At 39.4% G+C, this 12,908-nt stretch carries 13 protein-coding genes and 1 pseudogene; 11 read left to right on the top strand and 3 right to left on the bottom strand.

The window, feature by feature from the left end; all coding sequences use genetic code 11:
* The first annotated feature begins 66 nt into the window (after window positions 1-66).
* From CDZ88_RS17795 to CDZ88_RS02555, 3 genes are read left to right on the top strand one after another with little or no spacing between them, the layout of a single operon-like run.
* Complete coding sequence (locus tag CDZ88_RS17795; protein ID WP_269799246.1) at window positions 67-1,722, top strand: sensor domain-containing diguanylate cyclase; 1,656 nt, start codon at window positions 67-69, stop codon at window positions 1,720-1,722.
* A gap of 55 nt (window positions 1,723-1,777) precedes the next feature.
* A complete protein-coding gene (locus CDZ88_RS02550) occupies window positions 1,778-2,236 on the top strand; it encodes a GNAT family N-acetyltransferase (protein ID WP_100372049.1) in 459 nt (152 codons plus the stop codon).
* Between the two features lie 38 nt (window positions 2,237-2,274).
* Window positions 2,275-2,424 (top strand): RDD family protein, encoded by a 150-nt coding sequence (locus CDZ88_RS02555; RefSeq protein WP_269799271.1) that lies wholly within the window; start codon window positions 2,275-2,277, stop codon window positions 2,422-2,424.
* A 49-nt stretch (window positions 2,425-2,473) separates the two neighbouring features.
* Here CDZ88_RS02555 and CDZ88_RS02560 read toward each other — a convergent pair whose 3' ends face one another.
* Window positions 2,474-2,743, bottom strand: coding sequence for a hypothetical protein (locus tag CDZ88_RS02560; RefSeq protein WP_100372050.1), 270 nt, complete (start codon window positions 2,741-2,743; stop codon window positions 2,474-2,476).
* A 608-nt stretch (window positions 2,744-3,351) separates the two neighbouring features.
* On the opposite strand from CDZ88_RS02560, the gene CDZ88_RS02570 reads away from it, so the two are divergent.
* The 7 genes and pseudogenes from CDZ88_RS02570 to CDZ88_RS02600 all read left to right on the top strand — a co-directional run bounded on the left by CDZ88_RS02570 (window position 3,352) and on the right by CDZ88_RS02600 (window position 11,012).
* Window positions 3,352-5,220 carry a heavy metal translocating P-type ATPase gene (locus CDZ88_RS02570; protein ID WP_100372052.1) on the top strand — a complete coding sequence of 623 codons (1,869 nt, stop codon included), beginning with the start codon at window positions 3,352-3,354 and terminating at the stop codon, window positions 5,218-5,220.
* Between the two features lie 314 nt (window positions 5,221-5,534).
* Window positions 5,535-6,371 (top strand): STAS domain-containing protein, encoded by an 837-nt coding sequence (locus CDZ88_RS02575; RefSeq protein ID WP_100372053.1) that lies wholly within the window; start codon window positions 5,535-5,537, stop codon window positions 6,369-6,371.
* 204 nt (window positions 6,372-6,575) lie between these two features.
* On the top strand, window positions 6,576-7,778 hold the full coding sequence (locus tag CDZ88_RS02580) for an efflux RND transporter periplasmic adaptor subunit (RefSeq protein ID WP_100372054.1): 1,203 nt from the start codon (window positions 6,576-6,578) through the stop codon (window positions 7,776-7,778).
* Complete coding sequence (locus CDZ88_RS02585) at window positions 7,762-8,451, top strand: ABC transporter ATP-binding protein (RefSeq protein WP_100372055.1); 690 nt, start codon at window positions 7,762-7,764, stop codon at window positions 8,449-8,451. Before CDZ88_RS02580 ends, CDZ88_RS02585 begins: the two co-directional genes overlap by 17 nt.
* Window positions 8,444-9,670: an ABC transporter permease gene (locus CDZ88_RS02590; RefSeq protein ID WP_100372056.1), complete on the top strand. Its 1,227-nt coding sequence runs from the start codon at window positions 8,444-8,446 to the stop codon at window positions 9,668-9,670. The genes CDZ88_RS02585 and CDZ88_RS02590 overlap by 8 nt, the downstream gene beginning before the upstream one ends.
* Before the next feature lie 174 nt (window positions 9,671-9,844).
* On the top strand, window positions 9,845-10,405 hold the full coding sequence (locus tag CDZ88_RS02595) for a sugar O-acetyltransferase (protein WP_100374575.1): 561 nt from the start codon (window positions 9,845-9,847) through the stop codon (window positions 10,403-10,405).
* 40 nt (window positions 10,406-10,445) lie between these two features.
* Window positions 10,446-11,012, top strand: a pseudogene (locus CDZ88_RS02600) (DUF4256 domain-containing protein).
* A 121-nt stretch (window positions 11,013-11,133) separates the two neighbouring features.
* On the opposite strand, the gene CDZ88_RS02605 reads toward CDZ88_RS02600, so the two are convergent.
* Window positions 11,134-11,598 (bottom strand): hypothetical protein, encoded by a 465-nt coding sequence (locus CDZ88_RS02605; protein ID WP_100372057.1) that lies wholly within the window; start codon window positions 11,596-11,598, stop codon window positions 11,134-11,136.
* Between the two features lie 82 nt (window positions 11,599-11,680).
* Window positions 11,681-11,803 carry a hypothetical protein gene (locus tag CDZ88_RS17800; RefSeq protein ID WP_269799247.1) on the bottom strand — a complete coding sequence of 41 codons (123 nt, stop codon included), beginning with the start codon at window positions 11,801-11,803 and terminating at the stop codon, window positions 11,681-11,683.
* 294 nt (window positions 11,804-12,097) lie between these two features.
* Between CDZ88_RS17800 and CDZ88_RS02610 the strand changes: the two genes are divergently transcribed.
* Window positions 12,098-12,907, top strand: coding sequence for a hypothetical protein (locus tag CDZ88_RS02610; RefSeq protein WP_232718531.1), 810 nt, complete (start codon window positions 12,098-12,100; stop codon window positions 12,905-12,907).
* Window position 12,908 lies beyond the last annotated feature (1 nt).

Raw genomic sequence — 12,908 nt, forward strand, 5'->3', positions numbered from 1 at the left:
AAGGTTGAAGTGTTTATCGCTTCAGCCTTTTTTTGTGTGTGGAGATCTATAAAAAACATAAGGTCTGTGCTAAGATTATCTTGTTTATACATATTCTTAGAGGGGTGGATCAACATCTCAACTAGTTTGAAGACACTTTTATCTGTTATTTTTGCAGCACTTATTATTACGATAACAATTATTTTAAGCTTGGCGATTGGTCAACGGTCAAGTGAAGAAGTACGAAATGAGATTGGTAGTTCTCTATTAGAAATCTCTTTTATTATGGCGGATAAGCTAGATCACTATATGTGGTCGCGCTACGGAGAAGTGAAGATTCTTAGTGAGCTACAAGAAGTTAGAGAACCTGAGAATATCGATGATACGAGGAATATTCTTAATCGATTAAAAGAAACATTCCCTGCATTTTCATGGATCGGCTTGACCGACCACGAGGGAAATGTGGTCGCTTCAACAAACAGCATCCTTGAAGGAGCCGATATTTCGGCACGTCCCGTTTTTCTCGAAGCCCAAGAGGAGATATTTATCGGAGACGTTCATGAGGCCGTATTACTCGCAGATTTGCTGCCGAATCCATCCGGAGAAGAGATGAAATTCGTTGATATTAGTACACCAATCTATAATGATGAAAATGAATGGACGGGTGTGTTAGCGGCTCATTTAAGCTGGGAGTGGGCAGAAGAAATTGAAGAAGTCATAATGAAACCCTTACAAAATCGTAACCAAATTGAGCTGTTTATTATCAGTAGTATAGATGATACGGTTTTACTCGGACCGAAAGAAGATTTGGGTACAGCTTTAAATCTATCAAGTATTGAACGAGCACGAGCGGGTAAAAACAATTGGGTATTAGAACGCTGGCCTGATGGTGAGGAGTATTTGACAGGCTATGTGCAAGCTAGTGGCTACAATGATTATCCAGGACTCGACTGGACGATCCTTGTGAGGCAGCCAATTGATGTAGCGTACGCACCGATTAAAGAGCTACAACAGTTTATCTATATTCTCGGCATTACCCTCGCCTTGATCTTAGCCGGTATTGGGTGGTTTGTCGCTGGGAAAATTACGAACCCATTAAAGAAGATAACCGTCGCTGCAGATAGACTGAGGCTCGGGGAAAAGGTGGAAATTCCTAGGCATAAGGGAATCAAAGAGATTGAAGTGTTATCATCTTCGTTAAGTAAACTCATTGATAATCTCACACAATCTGAATCGGCGTTAACGAAGATGGAGGGAGTCGCTCGTCAAGATCATTTAACCGGACTTCCGAATCGAATTGCCTTGGATTTTTATTTGGAAAAGACGATAAAAGACTCTGATTCGATTACAGTGCTGTATATGGATCTCGATGGGTTTAAGAAAGTGAACGATACATTAGGACACCCAGCTGGAGATGAGCTCCTTGTGGAAATTGCCGCACGGCTGAAGCAAACGATCCCTCAAAGTGAATTTGTCGCAAGAATGGGTGGCGATGAGTTCGTGATTATTTTGAAACCCGAATATGGATCGATCGAACAAGCCACGCAAATTGGAGAACGTGTGATTCAGGCAATCAATGAGCCATTTTTCATTAACGACGAAAAAGCTACTGTTGGGTGCAGCATTGGTGGTTGTGTCTGGACGATGGAATGTGACGAGATTAACGAAGCAATCCGCCTAGCCGATGAAGCGCTCTACAACGTGAAACGTACGGGGAAGAATCGGATATTGTTTAGTGAATGAGCAAGTTAGTCTTACTATCATAAAAAGTCGAATTCGGCATGAATGGGGGATCAGATTGATAAAACAACTGAAAATCACTGATCAAAAAGTTGCGAGAGAAGTCTTACACGTTCAAACACCTGCATACAAAGAAGAAGCAAGAATTATTGAATATCTGGACATTCCTCCATTAAATGATACGGTGAGTGATTTGCAGCAATCTGATGAGACATATTATGGTTATTACATCAAAGAAAAACTATGTGGCGTGATTTCAATCAAGATCACGAATGATATTCTAAATATTCACCGTCTGGTCGTACATCCTGAACACTTTAGAAAAGGTATTTCGAAACAATTACTTCATCACATAGAAGAGGATAGAGAAGGAATTCAAGAGATTAACGTTTCAACAGGAAAAAAGAACATACCTGCGATTAAGTTGTATGAACAAAGTGGATTTAAGTATGTCGGAGAAGAACATGTGAATGAGAGATTATCACTTGCTTTATTTGCGAAAAAAGCACAAAACTAGCCTGTGGAACTATAGAAAAAATTAAATACTTGATGAATATGGTGTTGCGAGAAGTGGTAGGGAACTTTATCATTTCACTAGTAACGTTTGGTATCTCCGCTGTCATCAGCATCTTCATGATTATGTTCCGTTCAGATAAAAGAGGGATACACGACCTCATTGCAGGTACGTATGTGAAGCATACATAATTTGTATGCTTCAATATGAACGCATATTAAATGAGAACTGTTTTTGCCATTATTTAAATAAACCAATCACAATAATAATCATTCCATTTACTACGAATGATGTCGTATAAATGACAGTGATCAGTCCCGTCGCAAAGCCACCCTCATCAAACTGTCCCACAGTAAATAATGTCACGGCAAACACGACCGGAGCAAGCAAGAAGACAATGACGCCAGCTAGAATTCGTTTTTTCTTATTGTCACCAGTTACTTTAACAACCATGACGTTGATGAAGATAAGGACGATCATAAGGATCGAAAGAAAAAGTAAGGCCGCCATCTTTACACCACTTTCTAAATGTTATTCTAAATAAAGTATTGAACCATGAGATACTTTAAGTTTTATGCATATTTCACTACCTTCAACCATAAAAGATAATAATATAGTTTATCCCTCAATGATTTTAACATATCTGATTATGGAGTAGGTTTTGAAGCATGTATTCACAGACTAGCGTTCATAGTCCCTAATATCAAACCAAAAAAGTATACTCGAACCCATGTAGTACAAAAGAAGAATAAATACAACATCATAGAGCGAAAAAGCCATTTCCCTTTGGAGTATAAATGTACCTATAGCATAAAAATATAAAATGATAACTGGGATCACTATAAATTGAGATAAGAATTTTCGATGTAACGATGTTTTATCTTTCGTTTTCATCTAGAGCCTCCTGAGTTTTACAATTAAATTCCATTAATAATTATCTTAACATAAGAACGAGTGCATAAATAAAAAAATAATCAACCTTGTCTGCTGCTGCCGCTTCTGGTGGCAGCTTTCATTGTTTTTAGAGGCCATTGATATTGATTGTATTTTTCACTTATGTAAATTGAACCGGGTGAATGAATCGTGAATATAGATGACATGTGGGAGTGTTGTGACATATGTACGAGATATGGAAAGCGCATCGACAGTTAATCTTAGCCCTCATTAGTGGGGGGATCGTGGCAGTGGCATGGGGATTTGATGCTTATGGCAGCAAAGAAATCGCTGTTGTACTTTTTATAGGAGCTTATTTTATTGGTGGCTATTACAAAGCAAAAGAAGGATTAGAAGAATTCAAAGAAGAGAAGAAATTGTCGGTTGAAGTGTTAATGATTTTGGCTGCATTAGGTGCGGGGATGATTGGATACTGGATGGAAGGTGCGATCTTAATCTTTATTTTTGCATTAAGTGGCGCGCTTGAGACGTATACGATGAACAAAAGCGAGCAAGAAATATCGAAGCTGATGGAGTTACAGCCAGAGGAAGCGACGGTCATTCGAGAAGGAAGAGAGTCTGTGATTCCACTTTCAGAAGTAATGATTGGAGATCATGTGCGCGTTAGAGCTGGCGAGCGTATTCCAGCCGATGGTGTAATTATTCACGGAGAGACAACAGTGGATGAATCGGCGATTACAGGGGAGTCGATTCCAATTGAAAAGAGCATCAATCAGAACGTATTAAGTGGAACGGTGAATAGTACGAGTACGATCACAATGAAAGTGACCAAAAATAATGAAGAAACCTTGTTCAATAAAATTATTGAAATGGTTCAATCAGCCAAAGAAGAAAAATCTCCCTCTCAACAAACGATTGAGCGATTTGAGGGGCCATATGTAAAGACGGTGTTAGTCGTCGTCGCGATGCTGATGATTATTCCGCAGTATTTACTCGGATGGAGCTTTGAAGAGTCGTTTTATCGGGCAATGGTTTTACTCGTTGTCGCCTCACCATGTGCTTTAGTTGCCTCAGTGATGCCAGCGACATTAGCAGCAATCTCAAATGGAGCAAGGCAGGGCATTTTGTTCAAAGGTGGTGTTCATCTTGAGCAACTTGGTACCGTTCAAGCGGTCGGATTTGATAAGACAGGAACGATTACAAGCGGGACACCAATTGTAACAAGCGTTGTGTTCGGCCAAGTGGAAGATATAGCTACGTTCTTAGCTACAGTAGCAGCGATTGAAAAGCACTCCCAACATCCATTGGCCAATGCGATCACCTCCTATTGTGAGGAACAAGCGTCCGTAAAGAGAATAGATGTTGAAAAGGTACACACTCATAGCGGGTGGGGGATGAGTGCAAAGGTCAAGGAGCAAGATTGGAAGGTCGGAAAACGCGGATTTTTCCCTGAGGAGATTGTGCAAGCTTTTGAGTATGATAAAGAACTAGACATGTTAGCGAAAGGGAAGACGGTTGTATATGTCGGCAACGAAGCGGAGGTCCTAGCGGTGTTTTTCTTAGAAGACACCATTCGTAAGGTCGCACACGAGGCGATGGCTGAGCTCAAGCGTTTAGGCGTTCAAATATGGATGCTTACAGGAGATAATGAGTACACCGCACAGTCGATTTCCAAGACGATCAACATCGATGGCTATGTCGCTAACTGCTTGCCGGAGGGAAAAGCGAGAGAAGTGAAAAAGCTGCGGGAAGAATTCGGCCAAGTAGCGATGGTTGGAGATGGAATCAATGACGCACCAGCTCTCGCAACATCTACTGTAGGCATAGCGATGGGGGCGGGGACAGATGCGGCGATTGAAACAGCGGATGTGGTCTTAATAAAAAACAATCTAGCCAAGATCCCGAAAGCGATTTCTCTCTCAAAAAAGATGAATCGTATCATCAAGCAAAACATCATCTTTTCGATCATCGTGATTATTTTCTTGATCGTAGGAAATTTTATGCAACAAGTCTCGTTACCACTAGGTGTGATTGGTCATGAGGGGAGTACCATTCTAGTCATCTTAAATGGGTTGCGGTTGTTGAGAGGGTGAATAAGAAAAGAAGCGAACCACGTCACTTGGGTTCGCTTCTTCATCTTGAAATAATATTAGTTTAAAGTTGCTCAAGCGATTGATACAGTCAAGAGTAAGATTGGTTAGTATAATTTAATTGAACCGTATTTACATTGCAAGTATAATGTTATAGACGATATAGACAATAAAAAAGTGACGAAGAGAATTCATAGATTGGTAAAATACGCCATCAGACATAAGTGATAAATAATGTTGCACTAAACAAACAAACAAACAAACGAAATACGTTGCACAACTAAAAGTAATTGTACTAAAGGGAGCCGATTCGAGTCATGAGCCTTTATAAATTTTTTAAAGAAAACACTTGGAATCTAACAGAACAGTGGTATGACGAATTAGATAAAACACAAGAAGGGGTGTATAGTTCTACTGTTGAAGTGATAATTCAGCGGTTAAAAGATCAAAATCATCAATTCCACGTGAACTTTGCTGAACTTTTTAATGATGAGGAAACAGATGCAATGGCCAGGTTTAATAGCTGGTTAGATGAGATTGCGCAAGATCAATCACATTTAGATAGTCGCTTGGATCAGATTATTGGAGAATTTATGAATGTCCAAGAGTTATATTATCAATTGATTCAGCAGTACGTTGCATACAACAATCATGAAGCTACACATACTCAAGTCTATGCTTGGAACCGAGTCATCACATCTTCATTTAAAACGATTATCCAAGAATTTAGCAAAAGGCATATGGAAGAATCTGAACGTCTCTTGAAGTCTCAGCAAGAAATGATTACAGAATTAAGTTCACCAATCATTCGAATTAATCAACATATTGCAATCCTGCCATTGATTGGGGACATTGATACCTACCGAGCTCGCGTGATTTTTGATCAAGCGCTTAATGAGTGTAATACTCTTGGAGTCGAACACCTAGTCATTGATTTATCCGGTGTCCCAATTATTGACACGATGGTCGCTAATCAAATTTTCCAAGTCGTCAGTGGACTTGAACTAATCGGTACAAATGTTGGATTATCAGGTATTCGTCCAGAGATTGCACAAACTGCCATCCAGTTAGGTATAAACTTTAAACACTTAAAAACCTACTCTTCATTAGCGCAAGCCCTTTCTAAAATTATGGGCTCTAAACAATCAATGTAAGGGGGAAGAGCTTTGTTTCTTCAAGGAGATTAATAACCTAACAAGAACCAACACGAGCAGATACGCTTGTTGGTTCTTTTTGTGTTTCACTCAAGGAATCGCAGATAGATGTGAGGAGAAGACAAAATATCTGTTGCTTATATTTGGAATATACTAGATAATATTTCTAGTAATTTGAAATTTTAGTAGATAGGGGCTTGTATGATGAAAAAGAAGAGTAAGATCATTGTTGGGGTTTGTGCATTTGGTGTGTTGCTAGCTGGAGGGATTGGTGCAGGCTTTTATTTTTCAGGAGATCGTCAGGTCAGTGCAATGTTAGAAGAGCCATGGGTCGAGCAAGTATCAAACATGTCTTTCTATGAAGACTTTGCCGCTTCTGCTTTTTCAGGAAAAATTGAACCAGAAAAACATGAAAAAGTTTACTATGAACCTGAAAAAGGGACGATTAAGGAAGTATTTGTAGAAGAAGGCGATCTGATAGAAGAAGGAATGGAGCTTTTTGTCTATGAGCCCCTTGATGATTCTTCATTAGAACTCGAACAATTAAAGCTGCAGCTAGATATGTCGTACCTGCAAATTAACCAAATAGATAAAAAGAAGAAGAAATTAGATCAGAGTTTGAAAACGGCAGTAGATAAAGAGGAGAAGGAATTAATTCAAGAAGAAATCGATCAAATTCAATTTGACTTACGGATGGCGAATCTTGAGGCTGGTCAACTACAAAAGCAACTAGCTAATCTTGATAAAGAAGCCGAATCAACGGTTGTTCTTAGTAAGAGTAATGGAATTGTCCAGTCCATCAACCAAGATGTTATTGATGGGGCAAGTCTAGAACAGTCACCGGGTGCATTTATTCAAATTGTTTCAACGGGGTCTTATTTGATAAAAAGTCAGATTAATGAATTTTTACTAGATTCAATTGAAGTTGGTCAAAATATGAAGATTACAAAAAAAACAGGCGGGGAGGAACAGTGGACGGGTGAAGTTATCGATATTGGGAAACTACCTATTGGTGATGACCAAAATGATCAGATGATGGATTATTATTCTGAGTCCAATCCGCAATCGTCGAATTATCCTTTTACGATTTTATTATCAGAACATGAGGGGTTAGAGATTGGTTTTCATGTCAATATCGAACCGATCACTGAATCCGATGGCAATACCTCAGACGTAGTTCGCATCATGCAAGATTTTGTGGTCGTGGAAAACGGAGAGTCGTATGTCTGGCGAGTCGATGAAAATGAAGAAGCGACAAAGCAAATCGTTGAAACAGGAGCAGAGTTTGAAGAAGATTATTCGATTGAAATTGTGAGTGGCGTTTCTTTAGAGGATTATCTCGTTTATCCAGATCCATCTGTAACAGAGGGAAAGAAGGTTACGATCTACCATGATTCATTTGAATAACATCAATAAAGCTTACAAGCTTGGAAAAGAAGAAATACCTATTCTAAATAACATTACAATTACGATTGAATCAGGGGAGTTTCTAGCGATTATGGGCCCTTCAGGATCGGGGAAATCGACGCTAATGAATATATTAGGTTGCTTAGATAAACCGACATCAGGCACGTATCAGCTAGATGATATGGATATGCTAGCTAGAAAAGAAGGACTTGTCGCTGATATTCGAAATAAGCAAATTGGATTTGTGTTTCAGACATTCCATCTCTTGCCGCGACTGACAGCTCTACAAAATGTCGAGCTACCGTTAATCTACGGGAAAATAAAAAAGAAAGAACGCCGCCAAAGAGCATTAGAAGCGCTTGAAAAAGTAGGTCTAGGAGATCGAGTGTCCTTCTTACCAACTAGACTCTCAGGTGGTCAGAAGCAACGAGTGGCAATTGCAAGAGCACTAGTAAATCAGCCCAAATTCATTTTAGCTGATGAGCCAACGGGAGCTCTTGATTCAAAGTCCAGTGCTCAAATCTTATCCTTGTTTAAGGAATTAAATGAGGAAGGTGTTACCGTAATTATGATTACACATGATCGAGAAGTAGCAGAAAAAGCTGATCGGATTGTGTATATTCGCGATGGGAAATTGCAGTTGAATGAAAGGGGTGAGGTTCCAAGTGCTTGAAAACATTCGAATCTCCTTTCAATCAATTTTTGCCCATAAGCTAAGGTCAACTTTAACAATGCTTGGGGTCATCATCGGGATTGCTGCGATCATTGCCATTGTCTCGATGATTGAAGGTCAAAGTGAAGCATTGAAAAGCAATTTAGTTGGAATGGGTAACAATACGATTAATGTTGTTTATGAAGATATGAGCATGATGGGGGAAGGGTACTACAACACCTCCTCTTATCTATCAGCTCCCCCTGTCAAAGCAGACACAATTGAACAGATCCGTAGTTTTGAAATTATCTCAGGGATCTCGTTGTACCACGAATCGTGGAATGCTCCGGCCTATCATTTAGCAAACCTTTCCTATCCGCAATCGTACGGAGTTGATTCTGCATACTTTGAATTATTTCCTGTGACGATGATAGAAGGTCGACTTCTTTCGCAAGAAGAGCTAGTAGGTGTCTCACAAGTAGTGATGATCAACGAAGATGTACAATCGGAATTATTCCCAGATACAAGTCCGATCGGCCAGTTTATAGAAGTAAAGGGGATTCCGTTCCGAGTCGTTGGCACATTTACCGATAAGCAAGAAGGTAGCTTCTTCTACGGAGATTGGTCTGAACCGAAAATGTATTTTCCGATTGGTGTATGGCCATTGATTGAGGGATTTGATGCACCAACGCAAATCGCTGTTCAAGCAAGCTCTTCAGAACATATTCAAGAAGCAGGTATGGTCGCAGCCGACTTACTAAACAGTGACCTGTCTCCATTCGAGATGGAAAGCGCAATGTATAATGTGATGGACCTACAAGCAATTGCTGAAGAAATTGCTGCGTACAACATGACATTTGCACTGTTGCTTGGAGGGATTGCGAGTATTTCCTTACTTGTGGGGGGGATTGGCGTAATGAATATCATGCTTGTTTCTGTTACTGAGAGAACGAGAGAAATCGGGATTAAAAAAGCTCTCGGTGCCAAACGACATATCATCCTTATGCAGTTCTTAACGGAAGCCATCGTGTTAACAAGTATGGGCGGAGTGCTAGGAATTGCTGGAGGTATAGGCATTGCTAAAGTTATCTCTGTTGTCATCGGTATGCCATTTATGATCTCTATTCCGGCTATCATAGGCTCATTAGTCTTTTCTATGATCGTAGGAATTGTATTTGGAATATTACCTTCATTAAAAGCATCCAACCTTCAACCTGTTGATGCGTTAAGGTATGAATAACTGTTATAGACGAATGGACTTGCACTCCTACTTTAATTGTAGGAGTGTTTTTTTAGATCGATGGGAGGACGTTACTCATTACCATGGTGATGAGCTATATTGAGGTCTGTTTTATTTTTCATTATTTGAGATGGTATAATTAATTACATAAATTAAAGAAGGAAGATGATCCTTGTGAAAACGGAAAAAGAGAAAATGCTAGCAGGGGAAATGTACAATCCAGCTGATCCAGTTTTGTTGAAAGAACGTGAGGAAGCAAGGCGGAAAGTTAGGGTATATAATGAAACAGCAGAAACTGAAGGGCAAAGACGGAGTGGCATCTTAAAGGAATTATTAGGTTCTACAGGAGAAAACGTATATATGGAGCCGAATATTCGTTTTGATTATGGATATAACACGCACGTAGGAGAAAACTTTTTTGCCAATTTCGATTGCACGATCTTAGATGTATGTGAAGTGACATTCGGAGATAATTGTATGTTAGCGCCTGGCGTACAAATCTATACGGCGACACATCCTCTTCATCCAACTGAGCGTAATATCGGTAAAGAATATGCAAAGCCAATTACATTTGGAAACAATGTGTGGATAGGTGGAGCTGCAATAGTGAACCCCGGTGTAACTGTCGGAAACAACGTGGTAATCGCATCGGGAACAGTAGTGACTAAAGATGTACCAGATAATGTAGTAGTCGGTGGCAACCCAGCACGAATCATTAAACACATTGAATTATAGTTCACCAAATATTAGTAAAAACGACAAGGGGGAAGCTAATATGACAAAGCGAAAGAAGGACTTGTCACAAGAACAACGCGATGAATTACTCAAAGTATTGAAAGACCGTTTTGAGAAAAATATGAACCGTCATGAGGGTCTTGAATGGGGGAGTGTCCAAGCAAAGCTCGAGGCTAATACTGAAAAGCTATGGTCCCTTAATGAAATGGAAGGAACTGGCGGTGATCCGGATGTTGTTGGGCATGATAAAAAGACGGACGAATAAATTTTTTATGATTGTTCAGCTGAAAGTCCTAAAGGTCGTAGAAGTGTTTGTTACGATCATGAAGCGCTAGAATCAAGGAAGAAGTACAAGCCAGAAAATAACGCGATTGATATGGCAATTGACATGGGAATTGAGATTTTAACGGAAGAACAATACCGAGAGTTGCAGAAATTAGAAAATGTTGATATGAAAACGTCGAGCTGGGTGCAAACACCGAACACTATTAGAAAACTCGGTGGAGCCCTTTTCTGTGATCGTCGTTACGACACTGTCTTTGTATACCACAATGGAGCAGAATCCTACTATGCTGCAAGGGGGTTTCGAGGCTCGCTGAAGGTCTAACATGATGCACAGATAACTCAACTCAACGTGAATATGAAAACAAATGATCTGCATCGATCGTACATAAAAGAAGCTCAGAGTTACAAACTCCGGGCTTCTTTGAGGTGATCGTTATCTTTTCTTAAATCTGTTCAAAGCCTTCTTCGTCTAAATAATGAGCGGCTTCGCTGTAGGTTGTGAATGTACCGTCTAATTGGTCGTCTTCGGTGTAAACGTTCCACGTACCTTCCTCATTGATGAGGGTAAGTGCTACAGTGTTTCGATTAATCCATGTGCTTTCAGTCGGTTCGTCGACAATATCTTCAGGATCGATCGTTAACGAGTCAATCGATGCAGCAATGATCGTATGCAATTCAGTCTCAGAATAGTCACGGATGTTGACCATTCCTTTTTTGTCCGCTGAATAGCCTTGAAGCTTACGACCGTAAACAAAGCCGTTTCCGTTCGGATGTAAGTGATAGACGACATTTTTATGTTCAGATGCACTCTCATTATAATGGAAGTTCACTCTTCCTAATGACACATCATGACGCTCAAGTTCAGAGAATGATTCAATAATAGCTAGCTTTTCTTCAAATGTTAACATGGTACCTCCAATAGATCTTCTAATAAGTTGATGGTTCATTATAGCACATATCGAACACAATCACTTAGCGATCATTAGTCAGTTAAGTGATTCCTTTGACGAACGCTATAATCAAGCGAGGCACAAACAACACAACATCACCCAAGATGCCAATAGCCGAACTAACAACCCAGTCACGATCTCGTTGCTCGTCTTGATTGCTCATGAACAATCCCCCTTAAAAGTATTCTCTTCTATATTATAACAAAATATGGAATGAATTAAACGGTTAGTTATGACGTCAGTTCCCGTCCTAAGTTTTCACCTTATCTAATTATGATCTATCATCGATTGTAGGTTTTCTATTTATTTCCTGTATGAATAAAAGGTAAATCTACTCTAATTGTCGAAAGGCTTAGGGGAGTAGAGGTGAAAACAGTTTAATTTACGGAGAAGTTGTTTCGTATGGGGGAACTTGATTAGTACTCAGTATGATATCCTAAAATTAAGAGATAAAAGAATGGATGAATGGGTGAGAAAAATGGACAAAGTCTTTATTCCTAAAGAAGCTAATGTAGTTATTAGTACGTCGAGTAAGGGTGATCAGTCGAAGTGGGTAGTTGGAGGAAAGTGGATTAAAGAAAACACTCGTGGATACGAAAATATGGCAGAGTATGTTGCTTCTCTTGTTCTTCAATGCTCGACTTTACCGGCGTCATCATATGTTACGTATACACCTTGCTATATTGAAAAATATGATGGTACCGTGACAGAGGGCTGTTATTCATATGACTTCCGCGGTTCTTTACAAGAAGTGACTCTAGAACGTTTATTTGAAGCCCATTTTGAAGCAACTGACGATATTCTTAATAATACACGGTATTCAACCTCAGATAAATTTCAGGCTTTGATGGATAAAGTATATGAATTTACTAGTCTTGATGTCGCTAATGAAATCTCACAAATGTTGGCCTTTGATGCATTCATCTTAAATGAAGACCGGCATACAAATAATATTTTGTTTCTCTTTAATCCTGAAACAGAGGTATGGGCTTTAGCTCCAAATTTTGATCATGGTTTAAGTTTATTATCTGATGTGAAAGATTATCCATTGCACTTGCCGCTGAGTATCTTAAAACGAAAAGTAAAAGCTAAACCACTCAACTCATCTTTTTCGAAACAGTTCGATTTATATAAAGGAGATCCTTTTATCATGGGGGACTTATTGATAGAAATGCTAGATAAGCCTTATTATGATCTGGGAAGAGCCAAGGACGTAGTACTTTCTCAATTGAAAGATCCTCGTATACAAAAGTTAATAATTGATTAAG

The sequence above is a fragment of the Bacillus sp. FJAT-45037 genome (assembly GCF_002797325.1).
Lineage (GTDB): Bacteria > Bacillota > Bacilli > Bacillales > Bacillaceae_D > Alkalihalophilus.